Genomic DNA, 19565 nt, shown 5'->3' with positions numbered 1-19565 from the left:
TTACTGCACTCTATTTAAAAGAAATAGAAAAATAAGGAAGTTAGCTATGCCACTACTTAACTATCAGCTTAATCGTTTAGATTCTATTCGCTCATTTCATTTTAATCTCTCAGGACCATCTGAAGATATTATTCAAGGTGATGATATTAGAAAGTGTACGTTACAGCCTTTTTACATTCGTCAAAATCGTGAAATAGCTTATTACGAATACAACAAAGAAGAAAAAACCTTACATAAAATAGTTTCTGAACCACTGTTCAATCGAGAGAGGAGCTATTCGAGTACAGCTTATCCAGCCTACGTATCCGATGTCTTAGGCGTGGGCGAGCCTATGCTTATTTTACGAACAATACAAGGCATCAGTTTTTATCGCCCTAGTAAAAGTTTGCCTCAAAAATTTGAATTAGTAGCTCAAGATTTACGTTTTCATGATGTTCATCATTGGAATCAAGCAAATCACACTGTTAGATTTGGCCATTTTTATTCAGATAAAAGCTCTCTTGGTGTGCTAACCCACAGTTCACGAGAAGGAGTAAAGTTTTATGTTGTAAGCAAGGAGGATGTTAAAAGAAACTACAGTATGCCGCTGTGGTCTGTGGGTATAAAAAACCCAGCAATTATTCAGCAACCAATTTGGAACGATCCGGAGACAGATTTTTTTGTTACGGATACACGTCGTCGTGGTCAAGATGATATTGTATTGCGTAACAGTGAAGGTTTAAGTTTATACGAATTTAAACCAGACTATAGCTTAAATAATTTTTTAAATACTCCGATCGCTGCAAAGATTGGTAACACTACGCAGGAAGATAGCTTGCTGTTTACTGATTTAACGCATCAAATTTATCAAGATATTGTAGTTTGGAATGATAGCGGCCTATTTGTCTATCAATATCAACGGAATAATAACAGTTATGCCTTACTATCTTACAGTGCTAATTTATCTAAAAATAGAGGTTGGAAACCGGAGTATTTTAGATCGTTACAACTGTTTGATCTAGATGGCGATCAACGAAATGAGCTAATTTTAACCGGACCACAAGGAATAACTTTTTTAACCTTTGATCCTATACAGAATGAGTGGTGCTCTGTTTTAGATAGTAGTTCGTTGATAGGAACTGAGCGATATGTACAGGTTTTAAAGATATTGCCGTCCTGTTCATTCAACTCCTCAACGCCTACTTTACTAACCCAAGACCAGAGTAACCTTCAACTATTTGAGATAACTAAGGTCAGGGGATCCGGCGAAAAAAAAAATGATACAGACATACATGAAAACAATGAAGAATTTGAAGTATCCGTTCCTAAATTTGCGTTGCCGATACGTTCTAACGTTACCATACCTGATCAAATAAAACATACGAATTTAGATATATTTCACCGTCGTTGGGCAGACCAGTGGGAGCATCGTATATTTGAAAATGCGATTGATATTCCGAACGGTCAGGTACATTTTACATTACCGTTAGTCGATATCGATTTACCTGGTGATCTTACTATCCAATTGGCTTTTTCTTATAACAACCAGATACCATCCTCCAAAAATGGATTATTGGGTGTAGGTTGGTCAACCGCTTTAACTCAAGACATGATTTTCGTTGAAGATCAAGGGAGTCTTCGCTTAGAAGATCAACGCTATACCTTGATGGTATCTGGCAGGATACAGTATTTACGATACATTGAGTCTCATACGGCAGGTTCAGATAAGTTGATTTTTGCATCAGCGGAGATGCCTGATCTTAAAATTTACTATGAACGTCGCAATCAACGTTGGGTTATTGATACTGATGAAATGCATTGTATTTACGGTCAAGCGAATGCAGCAAATCAGGTTACTGCTATTCAGTGGCGTTTAACTTGGCCCTATTGGCGTGGTTTAGGTCGCGCCGCGGCTTCTCAAGAACCTGTACCTGTAGCTTGGTATTTAGTAGAACGTCATACAAAACGTAGTAATCAAACACTTTATTATCATTACGAGACAGTTAATCGCACAGTACCTAATGGGAAGGAGTTTACGGAGTCAATCGTATTAAAAAAAATTTCTAACCAACAAGGGACAACACTGAATTTAGAGTATACAAATAAAACAACTGATGAATATACTGTGGAACCTATATTGGATAAGGAAGGGTTTATTCACTGTCCCGGTGTGCAACGACGTTATCTCAGTGGATATCAATTAGATACACCTACTTACCAACAACACTTAAGTTTTAACTATGAAATTCGTAATGAACAGCGTTTGTTGACAAATATTGAGCAGAAATTCGGATCGAACCAATATGAGAAGTTACTGCAATTCCGTTATAAAAAACAGTTAGAACACCTCTTATTGGTCGAGGTTGTTTCACCACAAAACACGAGTGCTCAGTTTCATTATCAAGGACTTAACTTGGTTCCACAAGCACCTGAAATAAAACATTGGGTGAGTCCCCAAAAAGATAGCCTTGCTGTTAATCAAGGATCAAATTATACCGTAGTATCTTATGAAGATAGTCAAGAAGAAATTGTGCTGCAAATACTCAATTCAGATGCAACAGACATTCTGGCTACAACTACGGTTCATCCAAAAAAGCCTTTATATAAAAGGCCAGAAATCAACAAAAACTACCAGATACACTTAGGCGAAGATTTTTTTGTGCTTCTTTTGTATACCCAAGCGACTCAGGAGGTGTATTTATTTCATCGTTATCAGGGAAATTTTTCGGTAGATCCTGCCTATTATGAATGGGATAAGGCCGCACTTATTCGTACGGGGGAAAGTTTTATTGCTGTGGTAGAAATGGGCCAAGGCACTGTTACTATAGTTGATTGGAATAAAAAGGAACAACAGTGGCGTAAGAGTTTACTATCCGCACCTATACCTCATTCATTACAACAGCCAATCGAGAGTTTTATTATTCATGGGCGGTCCTTTGCCACCTATGACGATAAAAATTTATGGATGGGTTATCTCGATAACCAAAGTTGTTGGAAAACAAAATTGTTAAAATCTAACCTCGTTGGTTTAGCTAGCATGAATCGCCAAACGATAGGGCGTTTTGAGTTAGCACAAGACATGCAGGAACAATTGCTGACGGTCTTGAAATACAATGGCTTACAAATGTTACATAATTTTATTCAATTAAGCGCATTGGAATTGAAAAAAGAAAATGCTCAATTGAGAATGCATATTCATTTATTTTTGTTAGACGAAAACTTCAATATAGTAAAAACCCATACGGATAAGCTAGAACGAGAGAAAATTAGAGAATTAACTCAAAATCATGAAGGTAAGGACGATGTCTATCAATTAGGTTACGTAGAAGAAGGGGAACATTTTAAGGTAAAAATTAAAACATTTGTTTCGGGGAAAATCGCAGAGTGGGCAAAAACTGCAAATAAAAATCACGTTGAAGACAAACTAAAAGAATATAATGCTGCTAATGAATCAAAAGAATTTTTTAAAAGGACTCTATTATTCGCTTGGGGATCCTTTTACCAGATTCACATGAGTCCACAAGGTGTAGTGTGTGGTAATGATACATTACTGCGAATAACAGGAACTGGATGGGAAAAGGTTGATCTTCCAATAAAAAGCGAAGAAGTAACAATTGATCTAAATAAACATTTCGTTTTAAAACAGACAGATAAAAAATCTTCTTTTAAACTGTATAAAAAAAATAAGGACGGTCATCTACACAGTGAAGTTATAAGAAATTTAGGGGTTCATGATCCGTTAAAATTATTACGTGTTGATCCTTATTTCCTTACTTTTCAAGTAAATACTAATGAAATTGGTCTGATAACTTTTAATGGGGAAAATGCATCCTTTCAATCTATACCCAATGCACAGTTGATGGGTGCTAGTGCTTATGGATTAATAACACTTAAAAAATTACCTTTATCGGAGTGGGTGGGTCAAAAAGGTGGAAAACCAGAGGCATTACTGATTCAACCTCTAACCCATTTTTTACCCCATTTGCTACAACCAATTATTCGTGAAGTTGTTTTTAATGATCAAATAACCCAGCGGCATACAGGTTTTTCTTACGAAGTGGATTCTAGCCATAATACAGAAAATAGTTCTGTGCAAACCAAAAAAGTGACTATTATTCCGGGCACTAATAAAACGTTGTCGGGCTGGCGTGAAGAGATATGGAGATATGACACGACTAAAAAGGAAATTACACACGAACAAGCATTTTTTGATGGGCAGGATAAAATAGTTCAAGTTCCTAAGAAGAATAACAAAGAAATCATAGCGCCACTAAATGAAACTACAAATCAGAATAATATTTCAAAAAGTCAATTATGGGATCACACTGAACGACTTGTTATTGCAGACTTCTCTCCTTATATATTAGAAGATGAAGAAGTAGGTTATTACGGTTTTGAATCCTATGAGGTGAATCAAATAGGTAAATTAGCTCAAAACAGCACCTTACTAGTAAAAAGATGGGAGTTCAACAAAGAAAACATCGTTAAACGAGGTTTTTCTTTTACAGGCGAAAATTATTTACATCTTGATGGAAAAAAAGAAAGCAATGATACCTACCTGGAAGCGATTTTTCAGCCCCGCCGTCAAGATACAACTTATCTTGCTTCCTGTTGGGTACGCTGTAGTCAACCTGTAGAATTAAATCAAGCGGTACCCTTTCTTAAAGGAGTTATCTTCACTGACCAGGGAGAAGAAGTTTTAGGGGTATTGAGTCGAGTTAAATTTCAGTCGGGTGATTGGTCCTATCTTGAGTTACTTGTTGAGCTTCCCTTCATTAAGGCTATTTATCAAGAAATGACAATGCAAGCTGCGACAAGCAATATCACTGAAAGTAGTAGTATGGTAGTGTCTTCACCACTTGCTAGTGTTTCAGATTCTCCTCCTGCTCATAAAATAGATATCCCTTTAAATATAGTGCTTCGTGTCGGAACTGCAACGAATATAAGTGTCGATTTAGACCATATTCGGTTTTCACCTTTAGATAGTGCTTTTGAAGTTTCCGTGTATCATCCAGTGACAAGCCAACCGACAGCAGTCATTCAGATGAACGGCCTGGTCACTCGAACACTTTATAACAGATTGCACCAACCCATTGCTACACTGAAAGAACAAGGGCAACTAGAGTTTGTATCAGCCGAAAGCAAAACAGGTTATCTTTTTCCGCTGCCTGAAGGCATAGAGAAAACACAAGCTAGCCGTGTTACTTTCCAGCCAGAAAGTGGATTTTACGAAGAATTTGATCCTTTTGCGCTACGGAGTCGTTGGACAGTCAATGAACCAGAAACCTGGAAAATCGCACCAGGACAATTGTATCATCAGGCAAACCATTGGAATCAGATAGCAGCTGATTCGCGCTTATTAGATAGCGCATCCCTTGCGCTTCGCTGTGAAATAGCTTTTTTATCTTCATCCGCTTCTTTGCGCTGGCATTGGCAAGGCAGTTATGTGGAGTTAACCCGTCAAGGTATGAGTAGCACCTTGTTTTGTCCATCTTGTCATACCAAATCCATGAAAGGACTGCCGATACAAGGTGAATGGATTTTCTTCGTCGAAAAAAATCGTTTATGGGTATGGTCAGAAGGTGTTCTACTTTTTGATCAAGCTTGGTCTGCGGGTAACGATCAATCATTAAAGCCTTGGACCCGTTTGATGTTAGAAGCACGAGGCCACGTAGCTATTAAAGATCTTTGTCTGATGAATAATCCCAGTGTACAGGTTGAGTATTTCAATCGTTTTGGCGAGAAAACCCAAGTGATAACTTTAAAAGATGCACAAACAGCGCTGGTTTCTGAAACTTTGTACGATACCTTAGGTCGTCTAGCCATTACGACTAAAGTCACGTCGTTGACACGTGCGAGCAACCAATCATTACTTGCTTATTACCCCGATTTTGTCACCAACGATCATCCATCAGATTCTAATTCTGTATGGAATACCGGTTATCTCCCTGGTGAAGTCAATCATTTAAACCATCAAGACCGTGGATTTGCTTATCAACGTGTCACTTACGCTCCCAATCTGCTTAATGAAAAACAAGCGATAGGTTTACCTGGTCCCGATTTTTCAGTGGGTGGTCCTTATGTGAAAAAATTCAGTAAACAAGCCAACATTGCTTTTTTAACCAACCTTTTTCCTTTGAATCAGGGTTATCGACAACACGTTGAAATTCAACCGAATGGCCGTCGCCAAGTAGAAATTTTTGATAAAAATACTAATCGGGTTGCCTTGTATCAACATGTACCCGGCTATGATCATCAATTAAGTACCTATGAATATGATGAGAACAACCGTTTAATAAAGATTTTACCGCCACTTTATCACGAAAAAGTCCATAGCCGATTTAAAACGCAACCTCTGAAAACAGGAGAAGAAGCACGCCTGTCAGAGCAAGAAAAGTATTGGCAACGGTTAGGCACCCATTATGTTTACCATGAAAATGGCCATTTATTAAGTAAAACAACGCCAGATAGTGGGACAGTAACATTTACGTATACACCCGATGATAAGCTAAGGTTTATGGGGTTTGGTGCCAATCAAACAGAAAAAGTCGTTTATTTAGCCTATAACGAATATGGCCAGCTCCACCGAACAGGGTACTTCAAACTACCGCAGAATCAATCTGAGTTACTAAACTATGTAGATTCATCAGTAGAACCATCTGACGCTCAGGATTATCAACGATTTTATTATACCGCCAATCATGTGGAGCCCATTTTACGTAATCGAATTAAACAACTGGTAACCTTTAACGAAGAAAAACCCTTTTTTGAGGAATTTCGTTTTAATGCGGATCATCAAGTAGAAGTCAAAGGAATTCTGTCCATGTTAGCTTTCATTGATAAGCAATACGTGGCAGGTCGATTACAGTCACTTTCCTATCCCATTGCTATCGATGACAAGCCTTTTAAATTAACCTATCAATATAATAAGCAAGGTCAGCTCGTAGCGCTAGGAACAGACAATAACTCTACTTACTATGCCAAATTTGATTATCACGCAAGTGGTCAACTTCTCAGCGAACAGCACCGGCCTGGTTCCTCTCAACACCGTTTTGTTCGTCATTATCACTATAATTCCCCAGGATTTCTTGAAAAAATTACGGATCCGTTTTTGGCTGAAGATTTAACTTATACCGAAGGGGGATATGGTCAAGCCGGATATGGCGATGGTATGGTTATGCAAACCGTTTTTAATGCGAGCTGGTTCAAGGATGCCGATCCACGTTCCTTTGTTATCAACGATAAAGCTTTTGCAGATGATCAATGGGTAACGCCAGAAATATCAACGCGTTGTGTTCAGGCTCTCATTAATGAAGAGTATTTGGATTGGATGAAACGTCCTATTAAACTGTACTATCCTAAAGAATTTAATACCCTCCCTCTGTTTTGTAGTGATGGAGCAATAGGTTATCAAATCGCTAAAACCCTTGCAGAACGTTATTTCCCTGTCTACGGACATCGCTATGCGTATGGTAATTATCAAGAATTAACAAAAGGAAAATATTTTGTAGGTGATCCAAAAGAAACGTTGGGACCATTACAACCCACAACGTTTTCCGAAGAAATTTCAGGATTAACGTCCACCCAATCGAAAGCTATTTGGCAAGCCTTGCACCGGGCAGAATATCTTAATCAAGATAAACATCAAAGCGATCTCGGTGCTATCTATGGAAAACCCGATCGCTCCTTTTTCCGAGAAGAAGCATTACGTAAAGATTTGCGTGAGATCGAAAATTTATATACACAGATATATACACCTTATACGCTTCCGATTAAGAAATTGCTAATGACCCGTTTAAGTGAGCGCCGTGAACTTAATTATGAGGAGTTTCAAGCTATTTTCTTAAAATGGAAAGGAATAGAAACCTATGCTGCCTTGCCAGATGAGATTCAAAAAGCTAAAACTGACGCGCAGCGTATTTGGGATGTGCTACGAAATAAACACTACCTTCAAGATGCACCGTTTTATGCCTTAAATTCCTTAGAAACCAGTTTTAAGGACGCTTTACGTAATTATACGGCTTTTATTCCCGATATTATTCGTGTTTTATTTTGCCACTTTTCGCATGTTTTAGGTGAAACAGCTTTTGATATTGAATCCTATGACATTGATGCTAACGGTAACCATCTTCATTTTTATACAGGGTTTGATCGGTATGAATTGGATTACCGAAATGGCACGAATCAAATTCACGCTGTTAAAATTGATCAAGTTACTACATCGAAGCCAGAAGAACTACTTTCTATGGATCATGATGCGCAGGGTAATGTAGTTAAGGCCATACATCGCGGAATACAACAAATCGATTATGATCCCACTTCGCAACGTACAAGACGTATTTTATTAGCTGATGGTCGTAGTCTAAAATTTTCCTACGATGCCAAAGGAGAACGCGTGTTAAAGCGCGTAGCATCAGCGGATGGAAAAGTCAGTAAAGAAATTTACTATATTCGTGATGAAGAAGGCAGAGTGTTGGTCGACTACCAAGTCACCTATGAGAAACAAGAACCGTCTGAGGCAATCATAACTGTCTATCTCTATGGACCTCGAGGCCTATTAGGTTTTATTCGGAACAATGCTTACTACAGTGTCATTACCGATCATGAAGGTTCGATTCGTTTAATTGTCAAAGACGGACGAGTTGAAGCCGCTTATGATTACTTACCATACGGCCAGCTCATGCGTTCTTATGGCAATAATCCTGATGCCCATATTACATACCGTTACACGGGGCAAGAATGCGATGAAGAAACAGGACTCTATAATTACCACGCTCGCTTATACGACCCAAGTATTGGCCGCTTTTACCAAATTGACCCCAAAGAGCAATATTTTAGTCCCTATAAATACGCCGGTAATTCGCCTGTTTCTCTCGTGGATCCCGATGGAGAGTTAGCGATTGCAGTCATCATATTAATTGGAGCAACTGTAGTAACTGCATCGGCAGGCGCCTATCTTGGAGGTGCAACAGCTAACAATCGATGGAATCCTGCCGACTGGGATTGGAAGCATAAAAGTACTTATGCTGGCATAGGTATTGGCGGAGTAGCTGGTGCTTTTGTCCCTATAGGGTTTGTTACTTCAGCAGGTGCTATTGGCGTAGTACCCACCATTTTATTGGGCGCTGGAGGAACCTATCTTAGTACAGCAGCAAGTAATCGTAACTGGAATCCAGCAGAATGGGAATTGAATAGACCTCATACTTGGAATGCAGCGTTTCAAGGATTTGGAGCAGGATCAGGAGTAGTAGGCGGAATTGGTGGTTTGAAAAGTGTATATACCGGTCTTTCTGGTATAGGAAAAGGTGTATTAATAGGAAGCTCTTCGGTTTCTGCAGCAGGTTTAGCTTATGGCGGTGGTGTTTTAACGAACCAGGGTAATGCCGCTTTTTGGGAATGGAATTGGAAGGATCCTGCTACTTGGGAAGCTATCTTAGGAGGCGGATTAGGTGGGGCTATGCTTCCCGCGGGTGCCTTAAAGTCTAGCCAATTTTTAAAAGGAAATTTAGTCAAAATTTCAAGAAATGGGCGTACTTTTAGAAAAGCGATGCAATCACTGAGGAGAATTCTAAAAGGGAATATAAATACTTTAGGAAAGGATTTACATTCTTTTGGAAAAAATATGAATAAAGTAAATTTAGTACAGGTACTGCGGGCAAGCGGTAGAATTGTAGGAGGGATTGGGATAGCAGGTGGAGTGACTTACCTACAACTTCCTGGTTCTTGGGATGAATTGGATATGACTAATCTTGCCAGCTACCAAGTGATACTCAATGGAATTCTGTCGATAGATACACTCAATATGGGGAGAAAGTCTCGTAAAATTAAAAGTAATAGTGGAACACTTCGTTGTCGACGGAGTGATGCTAGTTGCGGAACACGAACGCTACATGACGATAGAGATCAGCCGTTGAATCAACAAAATTCAATTAGAAGAAAGCTAAGGCCACATAGTTGGATCGGAGAATTTCAGGAGTTTAAGTTTATCTTAGGGAAACAAAATAAGGTTATTCCAGCAGGTAAAGTTAGTTCTGAATTCTTCGGACTGAAAGATATGGTGATTGGATCTAGAGCAGAATCAAATGCCAACCAAAGATTATATGAATCAGACTTAATAGATAAGAATAAAATGCTATATATAGGTTTTGAGAACATTGAAAGAACAATAGAATTTATGACACAGTCCCGATTAAGGGAAACAAAATCATTATTAGAAGTAGCAAGAGTACTGAGGGGACTTTACAGTACAGATGAAGAGGCAATAATAAGTAAACTTAACGAACTTGCTTTTGATGCAAACGGACAAACTATTCGAAGTAGTGCAATCCCTCGAGATTTGCTAGGAGAAATAGTACTGGCAGCGGTGAATGAACACCATGCTAAAAAAATTACTGAACATACTAATTTTATTAAAGGGATTCTTGGCAATATTGGCGATATTATGACAAGTGATATGAGAAATGCATTGAAGGGGAAAATATTTGGATATAATAACGCAGGAGAAGTACGGAACGTTGATATAACAAAAGCTTCTAATCAGTACGGAGTGATTGGTCGTCCATTAAGTAAATTGGTAGAGGCGATGGCAAAAAGTGGGGTATATGGTGGTTTAGCTGTTCCGAAGATTGATACAACAAAATTTCCTAAGCGATTCGAAGTATCCGGGGATTTCCTAATTGCACTGAAAAATGCACTAGAAAAAACTGGGGTATATGACAGTCTACCTGTTCGTAGTAGGCAATTAAGATCAATATACGAAAATAAATCAGATCATCATTTAGAGCGCTACTTTAAGACTAAAATTAACGAAACCAACGCTAATGCGGGACAAATGGGCCAGTGCACGCTAGGAGCTAGACATGGCCAAGCTTATCTAAAAGGCTTTACCTGTTATACACAGAACATGCAGATGATGATTTTTCTCAAAGATAGCTATGTTAAATTAGAGAAAGCAGAAGATAGCTATTCTAAGAAAAGTTGTCGACCCATTGAATTTAATGGTCGTCCTTCCGTGTATTGTGAAGGTAAGAAAACCAATATTGTTTATACACCAGAAATATCACAGCGTCCTTTTGAACAACTTAATGAGCAATTAATGTTGTTACAAGTTGTACTACACGAAGGAAAAAAATTATACGGTTGGTTACAAAATTTGTTTTCAGAAAAAAGTAATAAGTCTAAATTATCGAAAGAAATATCCGAAACTACCTCTATTACAGGCGATCAAAAGGTATTATGGAAAGAAACATTAGATAATATAGATAATAGGTTAACTGATCTAACTATATTGGATACAGAAGAAACTGATTTGCGTTGGGCTTGGCATATTTTAGAAGACAGAAAAGAAGATTTTGAATATTTCAGCCAACAATCTGAGGTAAGTTTAGGGGAAATAGATGCGTTTACAGAAAATTTGCAGGCCTTAACAGCAGAACTCGAAGTCGTCGAAAGTTTACGATTAATCTCTCCTGAAGGTAGTGAAAGTAGTTCAGCAGAAAAAACAGATAATGTTGATATTCCAAGTCATAGACCTTTTGAAGGCAGTATTTTGTTGTCTAACAAAAAAAATACCGTATTTAACAATAAAAACAACGGCTCCACTCTTTGGCTAGGGCAAGGCTTCTTTAAGGTACAACAACCATCTGTGCCTACGTTCATATCGGCATCCGCGATGAATAACTCTCTAAGCCTAAATGGTAAACAAGGCGCTGTTTGAGAGTAAAAAATTTTAAAATCATTGCGCGATTTTTGCGCGACTGAACATGACATACATAACCATTATTATACATTTGCAAGGGTCGTCCGGTTTATAATAATGGTCATTTTTCAATAAGTTAGATTATAAGTGGGCGACTCTTAATCTATTGGTCGATGGTTCGATTCCATCACGGCCCACCAGTAAAATCAATGACTTAAGCATAAACCTACCTAGCCTTGTAAAGGCAAATGTACCAAACTTTGTACCTGTGATTCTCTCTGCCATTCGTTTAATAAGATCATCCCCATCTAAATGCGCAAAAGGCTTCCTTTTAAGAAAGACTTTTTAAGACAAATTTAAGATTTATTTTTTCTTTTAGATTATGTTGAAAATTTATGACCAGGGTCATAAATTTTTTAGCTAAGCTGAATAAGACGTTCTAAATAATAGGTGCTAAAAACGTCTTATGAAGCAATAAATAATTGAGATTTTTTTAGTAAATGTGGAACACAACAAAAAGCAGCGGGTATTTTAAAAATTTCACAATCGCATATCAATAAGATACATAACGGTGAAAGAATTATTTATCCTAAGAAAGCAAAGAAAATAACTAATTATTTACATATTGAATTAAACAAAAATTTTTATCCTGAAAAAAATTAATTTTCTTTCTAGAAAAATCATGTATCATATTGAATAATATAGAAAAAAGTTATTGTAAATAATACTTAATTCTTTGTAGCAAAGCCGGTTTCGTAAAAAATTTATAACTAAACAAACAATCAATATAGAGGAATGCTATGCCTGATACTAAGCCTGATACTAAGCCCCTCTTTATTGCAATCGATATTTCGGGTTCTACTTACGGGTATGAAGATTATTATTCATATGTCAAAGACGAATTAAAATCATGGGAAAACACGCACCCAAATGCACATTGTATTTTGTGGAATAATCGTACACCAAGAATGATGAGTATACAGCAGGCAATAAAGATAAATTGCAGGATAGGTGAGAACGGTACTGATCCTTCTACCTTTGTTAAATATTTGCCATCCGATGAAGCTGGAATTAATTTAGTCATTATTACTGATGGTCAGATAGATAAACAGGAAGTTGATAGATGTGCTGCCATCCTAGACGATCGTAATATTAGAATTAAAGAGCTCATTATGCATATTAAAGTTCTAACTCTCTAAGCCTAAATGGTAAACAAGGCGCTGTTTGAGAGTAAAAAATTTTAAAATCATTGCGCGATTTTTGCGCGACTGAACATGATTAGGTTTTCAGGTAAATCGTCATAGCTCTCATAGCCATTATTTACAGAATCTATAGTCATCCGATCATATTCTTTCGACACACACCATCGACTCTTTCTCCATTCAGGAATGGTGTTTTGAGAATAACTTGAAGTGAAGGGCGCCACATGTGCTAGATGTTGTAGGTTATCCATGAGCTACCTCCTTTTCTAATGCGGAGGAATAAGACTCAAAACCATCGTATAGAGCAATATCATCAGAAGCTTCGCTAAGTAATTCGGAAGCTTGTTTTTGATAAATACTTAATATTTCGAAAGATGGATAGGGATTAACATTATCATCCAAGGCACTATGCGCTGCTTCAACCCCTACCTGAAATGATTCTAGAAGCATCTTTGAAGCATCTTTAACGCTTCGATTAGGTCATTTAGACGGGATGATATTTGATAGCATTGCGACAGATACTCGCTTGCTGGTTGTCGTAGATGGACGGATTGATTTAAACTGACGTTTGCGGTCATGGCTAACTCCTTAGTCTTTTTAAGGTTGTTTAGTTATGTTTATCCTCTAGGTGGTGGTACATCTAGAGGAACGCTTTGCACTTCAGATTTAATTTATCATTAAATGACGATTTAATCAATTATAAATTAAATTTATTTGATTAAATATTATATTATTGCTATCTTATCTCAATTACTTGTAGAAAATTTAATTATGACCCCCAGAAAACCTACACGCACTTTAGAAGATCAGAAAAAAATAGTTCATATGAACTTTGAAACCACAAAAGAATTAAGAAATGCTTTTAAATCTAAGGTGGCTATAAGTGGGAAATCAGTAAGGCAAGTTTTAGAAGAATTGATGAAAGAATATATAAAGAAATAATTTATTATTCAAAATTCAGATTATATACTATCTTTTTAGACTTATATCTATCGATACCCCCCTTCCTCTCTGATTCCTTGATATAAATAAGCATTGTTCATAGGATATGGGCATCTCTCTCTTAAGGCCACCTCTATTAATTCAATAAAAACTAAGTCACTAGGGCTCATTAAAAAGTTAGAATCTATAAAAATAGTCGTTTTCTTCCAATTCTTCAACGAAATATTCTTTTAACTCAATTAATAGAGGTGGCCTTAATAGAAGGTTAAGGATTAGCAGGTATTCTATTTATCAATAGAAGGATAAATAGAGGTAGTTCCAATGGCTGCATTGAAACACGAATATGCGACAAAGACAATAAATTTAATTAAAGGTAGCTGTGATTTAATAAACTGAAAAGAAAAAAGACCAAACCTTGGCTGTTTTAAAACTTTCTACAACCAATCTAGAAAAAATCATTGATAAAATTATAATCGCACTACCCGAGCGCCAGTTTCATAATGCCTCACCTATTATGAGTCAGGATATCTTAAGTTTTATAGCTAAGAATTTCATATTTTTTCAAGCTCAAGAAGATCTTAATAGTGACGGTTATGAACAAAATTTGCTTAGCTTCATAGGCTGCTTATCTGATCAAATTGATCAACGCTATTTTCCAAAACAGCCTATTTAAATCGAGGTCATCAGCATGAGGGATATCACTCTATTAGAAAAAGAAACACAAATACCTAAAGAAAAGCTTGAGGCTTTTAGAGCATTAGATAGCAAATTAAATAATTCAGAAGATTCAGACTTAGACATTTCAGCTATTCAAACAATAATAGTGGAATCTCTAGGAGATATGGAGACCAATAAAAAGTTAGACTTGATTGCTCCCTATAGCCGACGCGATACTGGCATTGGTGGTAAGACAATGGGAATTATTAAAGATATTTCCTATCGGACACGACACCTAAATAAAATTTCCAATGATTTAGACACAATTTATACTCGATTTGAGCAAGGAAAATTGGGTGTAAAATTAGAATCCGATGAAAGAATAACTTTAGCACAATATGGAATTCTTTATGATCTGGCTCATTTAAATAAATATCTAGAAGAAATGAACCATCTAGGATTAATTAATGGAAATGAAACATTAGAAAAACTTTTTTCTCAGACACAAAAAGCCAAAAATATAATCCAATATCTAGATGATACCTTTGATCAATCGTTTAAAATGCCTACAGGATCCGTAGTTTTTAATAATACATCTGACCAAGCTTTAATTTACCAAAAGCATTATAGCTTCTTTGAAAAAATTATTAATTTTTTTATTACTAAATTTTCTCATTCTTCCAAAGGCGTTTTTTCGAAAAAAAATAACAAAATTTCTCATATAAATCCAACTTATAAAGAAGAAAAATTAACGGTCCGTAACTATCTATACAGTGATATATATAAAATTAAACTAGAAACGATGATTAGCCCATCAATCCAAAAAATCCTTAAAGAAAAGCTAGGTAATGATTGGTTAAAGCAGCTTGAACATAAGCATGAAATTATTGAGAAAAAATTGCATGATCAGGCAAGAGAAGAACACATACATATCACGGCAAATGGAAGTGTAAATACAAAAGTTAAAATCGCTACCATATGGTTACAAGGAGGACATAAAAACTCATTCTTTGCTAACCATTCAAATAAGGATATTCGCGATAATTTTTTTGGTCGCGGCGCCTGGGAGAATAATAAGAGAAAACAAACTAAACTGCTCTGTTCCGAATTTGTAGGAATGAGCCTTATTGCTGTAATTCAAGAATTAAATGACCAAGTGATAGAAGAATTAAAAGCAAAAGGTGTAGAAGGTCTCCCACAAACGATTATTAAAAACCCAATCAGCCAGAGAGAAAAATTACATTTATTAACGCCCGAGCGCCTATTAGTAACTATGCAAAAAAGAGGTATTGTAGAAAAAGTTGAGACGCCTCCTGAAATATCTAGATTTATTTCTAGATAAATGTAAGATAATCTAGATAGTCTGAAGTCTTGTAATCCTTAAAAGTAAACATTTTATGTTTAAAATATTCCACAGCAAAGATAAATATAAAATAAATGTTTTAGTGCTCGGTAATGATGGTTGCGGAAAAAGATCTTTTGTCTGCATGTATAAAGATAAGCTTTTCTCCCACAGATTAACATTCCCAGCTAAGGCATTTTCTGTTAAAGAGGCTATTGATGGGGAAATTTTTCAAATTAATTTTACTCTCGAACGATCGCCTGATACATATAATTTGTCCGCCAAAAATAAACCAAGTCAATTTGATCTTATATTAATTATGGCTGATTTATCTTCAATAAATTTTAATAACGATCTTGATTATTGGCAGCGATTCAGTGATATTCACTTTCCATCCATAAAAAAAATATCACTTGGGACTAAATCTGATGTTAAGCTTGTTCAAAATGATGCCAGCAACGTAATTAGCACATCTGCTAAAACGAGGAATGGATTTGAACATTTTAAATCGAAATTTCACGCTCTAGTAACTGAGCAAAAACCAAGCATGTTTGCTAAACCACGTCAGCGATAACTTATCGCACCTATTCCTATTATTCTTCTACTTAGATAAAAAAAGCAGTCACATAAACTTATCTTTCATGTAACAAAATTGTATCAGCCTGAAATAAAATAGCTAAAAATCCTTGCGGGACTTTTGCGGGATTGAAACGTGCTTTTATATGCTTTTGCGTGACAATTGTAATGACCGCCACCATTAATAATCTTCTTTTTTCAATAACTTATATTTTAAGTGTATGCCTCTTAATCTATTGGTCGATGGTTCGACCCCATCACGGCCCACCAGTAAAATCCTTTAAAATCAAATGCTTATAAGCTTTCTAAATGCCTCTTTAAGTTCCTTTGTCAAAATTTTGTCAATATTTTGTCAAAACTATTTAAAAAAATACCTTAAGCTTGCTTCTCTGTAGTAACGCAAGTCAGCTTTAATCCTGCTTCTACTTCTGTCCATTTTGGCTCATGTCCTTCTTTATATTTATCCGTCATCGCTCTGGTTTTATGTCCCGCTAATGCCTGGGCATCAATTCCATTTTTTTCATATTCAGCAATTCCTAATGATCGAATTTCGTGAAAGGATGGACGTTGATCAGTAGGAATAGATTTAAACTCAGGTAATTGATCCCGAATGTATGCAAACGTTTTAGTGAGGTAATCGGGTGTTATCTGACTAAAGTGTTGCTTGCTCTCCGCTTTATAATTTTGCTTACTACATCTATCTGGCCTACGGTGAAGAATGTAGGGGCTCACTATTAAGTCACGACACCGACCTATCCCTGATTCTAAGATAGGCGTAATTTTGATTTTAAGATACGCAGACTCTCCATGTTTTTCAGTTTTACTTTGTATCACATACAAATAACCCTCTTTGATATCAGAAAATTTCAAATTAACTAAGTCTTCTCGCCGTTGTAAGGTATGCAACCCTAACTCCATTGCATTTTTAAACCAAGGTTCAGCCAATGGATGACTATATATTGCAAAATAACTCCCAAGTGTTAGGCGTTCGCGTTTCCACTTTACTTTATGAGCAATCGTTTGTAACGCAGGGTTTTCTTTGCATAAACCATTGGCTATTGCATATCTAAAAATCAAAGCTAAAAAACGACGATATCTATTTGAGCTTTTGTTAGTAAATTGACCCAGAAAATCGGCAATTTCCTTTACGGATAAATCATCAAACAGTGTATTCGATGTTTCTTTAACCGATTTTATCTTAACATCGGGCAATTTCGTCATTGAAGACTATCCGCAAATAACGGATACAAACGTTATTAGTCAAAGTTTAGCAGGTAGCTTGCCTGTTCCCAGAGCCGATGGCTACGATGATTATTTACCTATTGTTAATACTAAAAAAGGTTTTATATATTATGACGGCGACGTTGGAAAGGTATATCCAGCTATTTATTCTGAACCTAGTGTTGGTGAGCTACTCTGTATTGGCACACGTTATTTACGTACCAGTTATTCGCAAGAGGATATTCCTTATGCACGTGTTGCTAAAAGGCTTTGGAATGATAAAGCCGGTTATTATCGATTTGGTACGGCTACTAGCTTTGTTAGTACCAATCTTAATACCAACCAATTAATTTTAACAACAAATCGAGCCGGTGAAGCAAAAACAAGTTCAGCAGAAACATCGGGATTTACCGTAGAGGGAATATTTAAAGGCAACGATTATGAGGTCAATGCCTTTCTCAGCTCCGATTATCCTAATCGTATTTATGTACAGGGAAAAACAAACGCTGGTGTAGCAGCACCCGATGCTAAAACCAGTGGATTTAAAATTGTTCCCCTACGAAATCATGCATTGGTAAAACATCCATCAAAGAGATGCATTAGAATTTATAAAGGATATCGCTTTACAGATAGCCCAGAAGCTCCTGACACATGAACAGTTTAAAAGTTTGTTGTATTATATAACTCAAGAAGGCGAATCTAAGGATTTTAAGGAGTTTTACTCTGCCTTGGCCGAAGCCTTACCCAACTATAGAGAGGATGTTATGACTTTAGCGCAAGAACTAAAACAAGAGGGGATTTATGAGGTGGCTAAAAACCTTTTAGCTGAGGGCATGCCTATGGAACTAGTAAAAAAAGTAACAAAGTTACCTGATTTAGATTTAATTGAGTTAGAAAAAGCCTAATTTTATCCCCTGAGTTAATACCTATTTCTATCAAATATATGCCTCAGAATCTGAGAAATAAGCCTCACCCTTTATCTCTATATTGTCCTTTGAGATAGAAATATAGATTTTGCTCGGACTTCCTAAATTAGCGCCCTGCTCTATGGTAAAAGTACCTTCTGATTGACGGCGGCTTCGACATAGCATTTGGCATAGTGCTGCCGCTGCGGTGCCCGTCGCAATATCTTCTTGGTGACTGAACAGAGGATTAAAATTACGCCCTACGTAATCAGAATTAGGGTTCTCTACATCGCTAGAATAAGCATAAAGGCCATTAATAGCATTATCTTTACACCATTGAGATACTAAGTCTAAGTCGGGTTTCATATCGAATAAAGCTGCCCTATTAATAAGCGGGATGAATAACTTAGGACTTCCTATAGAAGCGACGGTACAAGGTAAAGCTTTTGCTAGAGACTCTTTTTCGATATTTAACATCGTACTGATGACAGAAAGGTCTATAGGGGTATTTAATACTTTTCCCTTATTGGCAATAGACATGGAGACCAAATCGTTCTCATATTTAACATCGATTTTAATATTATCTTTATAGGTCTTTATATTTGGGCGTTGATTAACATTGGATTTAAATAGGTAAAAAACTGCTCCAAGCGTGCCGTGACAGCACAGAGGAAGTTCGCCTTTTGTTGCAAAAAACCGTAGAAAGTACTGATTTTTATCAGGGATGATGAAAACCGTTTCAGGTAGGTTTAACTCAGTTGCCTTCTTTTGCATAGCTTCTTCGCTAAACGCAATAGCATTATCGACTATGGCACAGGGGTTTCCGCCCTGATGATTATAAGAAAATACGTTAATAATCTTAATATTCATACATTATTCACTAATAAATTGAAAAACCCATGTGTAATTTATTGATTTTACAAGAGTCTATAAGTATTGAAACAACCTGGCAACCCACCCAAAAAAATATATCCTATCCATTATTTATTTAATCAATTTTTATCAAAATAAATGATTGTTATTTACTATAGCAATCCTTATAA

Annotated in this window: 12 protein-coding genes, 1 tRNA gene and 1 pseudogene; 10 read left to right on the top strand and 4 right to left on the bottom strand. The window is 36.5% G+C overall.

Annotated features, from left to right (window positions below):
- The first annotated feature begins 46 nt into the window (after window positions 1-46).
- The 4 genes and pseudogenes from DMP02_RS01155 to DMP02_RS01145 all read left to right on the top strand — a co-directional run bounded on the left by DMP02_RS01155 (window position 47) and on the right by DMP02_RS01145 (window position 12876).
- Window positions 47-11695 (top strand): RHS repeat-associated core domain-containing protein, encoded by an 11649-nt coding sequence (locus DMP02_RS01155; RefSeq protein ID WP_126322284.1) that lies wholly within the window; start codon window positions 47-49, stop codon window positions 11693-11695.
- 79 nt (window positions 11696-11774) lie between these two features.
- Window positions 11775-11877: transfer RNA gene (locus DMP02_RS07185), tRNA-OTHER, on the top strand.
- 319 nt (window positions 11878-12196) lie between these two features.
- A pseudogene (locus tag DMP02_RS07505) lies at window positions 12197-12340 on the top strand (hypothetical protein); the annotation flags it as partial.
- 137 nt (window positions 12341-12477) lie between these two features.
- Entirely contained in the window at window positions 12478-12876 is a 399-nt protein-coding gene (locus DMP02_RS01145) for a hypothetical protein (protein WP_126322283.1), read from the top strand.
- Between the two features lie 47 nt (window positions 12877-12923).
- Here the strand turns inward: DMP02_RS01145 and DMP02_RS01140 are convergent, their stop codons facing one another.
- Both DMP02_RS01140 and DMP02_RS01135 read right to left on the bottom strand, forming a co-directional pair.
- Entirely contained in the window at window positions 12924-13130 is a 207-nt protein-coding gene (locus tag DMP02_RS01140) for a hypothetical protein (protein ID WP_126322282.1), read from the bottom strand.
- Window positions 13123-13329: a hypothetical protein gene (locus DMP02_RS01135; protein WP_126322281.1), complete on the bottom strand. Its 207-nt coding sequence runs from the start codon at window positions 13327-13329 to the stop codon at window positions 13123-13125. The genes DMP02_RS01140 and DMP02_RS01135 overlap by 8 nt, the downstream gene beginning before the upstream one ends.
- A 321-nt stretch (window positions 13330-13650) precedes the next feature.
- Between DMP02_RS01135 and DMP02_RS07180 the strand changes: the two genes are divergently transcribed.
- The 4 genes from DMP02_RS07180 to DMP02_RS01120 all read left to right on the top strand — a co-directional run bounded on the left by DMP02_RS07180 (window position 13651) and on the right by DMP02_RS01120 (window position 16394).
- Window positions 13651-13821: a hypothetical protein gene (locus DMP02_RS07180; protein ID WP_172593951.1), complete on the top strand. Its 171-nt coding sequence runs from the start codon at window positions 13651-13653 to the stop codon at window positions 13819-13821.
- 415 nt (window positions 13822-14236) lie between these two features.
- Window positions 14237-14494 carry a hypothetical protein gene (locus DMP02_RS01130; protein WP_126322280.1) on the top strand — a complete coding sequence of 86 codons (258 nt, stop codon included), beginning with the start codon at window positions 14237-14239 and terminating at the stop codon, window positions 14492-14494.
- A gap of 15 nt (window positions 14495-14509) precedes the next feature.
- Window positions 14510-15820, top strand: a complete 1311-nt coding sequence (locus DMP02_RS01125) for a hypothetical protein (RefSeq protein WP_126322279.1) — start codon at window positions 14510-14512, stop codon at window positions 15818-15820.
- Between the two features lie 55 nt (window positions 15821-15875).
- On the top strand, window positions 15876-16394 hold the full coding sequence (locus DMP02_RS01120) for a P-loop NTPase family protein (RefSeq protein ID WP_126322278.1): 519 nt from the start codon (window positions 15876-15878) through the stop codon (window positions 16392-16394).
- 377 nt (window positions 16395-16771) lie between these two features.
- On the opposite strand, the gene DMP02_RS01115 is transcribed toward DMP02_RS01120, so the two are convergent.
- Window positions 16772-17617: a tyrosine-type recombinase/integrase gene (locus tag DMP02_RS01115; RefSeq protein ID WP_232019582.1), complete on the bottom strand. Its 846-nt coding sequence runs from the start codon at window positions 17615-17617 to the stop codon at window positions 16772-16774.
- A gap of 58 nt (window positions 17618-17675) precedes the next feature.
- On the opposite strand from DMP02_RS01115, the gene DMP02_RS01110 reads away from it, so the two are divergent.
- Together DMP02_RS01110 and DMP02_RS07170 are read left to right on the top strand one after the other, a co-directional pair.
- The gene (locus tag DMP02_RS01110) at window positions 17676-18272 is read left to right on the top strand and encodes a hypothetical protein (RefSeq protein ID WP_126322277.1); all 597 of its coding nucleotides are present in this window, start codon (window positions 17676-17678) and stop codon (window positions 18270-18272) included.
- A gap of 13 nt (window positions 18273-18285) precedes the next feature.
- Window positions 18286-18522 carry an RpnC/YadD family protein gene (locus tag DMP02_RS07170; RefSeq protein WP_145985124.1) on the top strand — a complete coding sequence of 79 codons (237 nt, stop codon included), beginning with the start codon at window positions 18286-18288 and terminating at the stop codon, window positions 18520-18522.
- Window positions 18523-18552: 30 nt separating this feature from the next.
- Here DMP02_RS07170 and DMP02_RS01105 read toward each other — a convergent pair whose 3' ends face one another.
- On the bottom strand, window positions 18553-19392 hold the full coding sequence (locus DMP02_RS01105; RefSeq protein WP_126322276.1) for a PhzF family phenazine biosynthesis protein: 840 nt from the start codon (window positions 19390-19392) through the stop codon (window positions 18553-18555).
- Window positions 19393-19565 lie beyond the last annotated feature (173 nt).

Origin of the sequence: Candidatus Rickettsiella viridis, assembly GCF_003966755.1 — a bacterium.
Lineage (GTDB): Bacteria > Pseudomonadota > Gammaproteobacteria > Diplorickettsiales > Diplorickettsiaceae > Rickettsiella_B > Rickettsiella_B viridis.
The sequence above is the reverse complement of the archived record's forward strand: the minus strand, read 5'-3'. Positions and strand labels throughout refer to the sequence as shown.

Bases quoted from the DNA above. Each gene is read 5' to 3' on its own strand.
- DMP02_RS01155 (WP_126322284.1), top strand. From the start codon at position 47: ATGCCACTACTTAACTATCAGCTTAATCGTTTAGATTCTATTCGCTCA.
- DMP02_RS01145 (WP_126322283.1), top strand. From the start codon at position 12,478: ATGCCTGATACTAAGCCTGATACTAAGCCCCTCTTTATTGCAATCGAT.
- DMP02_RS01140 (WP_126322282.1), bottom strand. From the start codon at position 13,130: ATGGATAACCTACAACATCTAGCACATGTGGCGCCCTTCACTTCAAGT.
- DMP02_RS01135 (WP_126322281.1), bottom strand. From the start codon at position 13,329: ATGCTTCTAGAATCATTTCAGGTAGGGGTTGAAGCAGCGCATAGTGCC.
- DMP02_RS07180 (WP_172593951.1), top strand. From the start codon at position 13,651: ATGACCCCCAGAAAACCTACACGCACTTTAGAAGATCAGAAAAAAATA.
- DMP02_RS01125 (WP_126322279.1), top strand. From the start codon at position 14,510: ATGAGGGATATCACTCTATTAGAAAAAGAAACACAAATACCTAAAGAA.
- DMP02_RS01120 (WP_126322278.1), top strand. From the start codon at position 15,876: ATGTTTAAAATATTCCACAGCAAAGATAAATATAAAATAAATGTTTTA.
- DMP02_RS01115 (WP_232019582.1), bottom strand. From the start codon at position 17,617: ATGACGAAATTGCCCGATGTTAAGATAAAATCGGTTAAAGAAACATCG.
- DMP02_RS01105 (WP_126322276.1), bottom strand. From the start codon at position 19,392: ATGAATATTAAGATTATTAACGTATTTTCTTATAATCATCAGGGCGGA.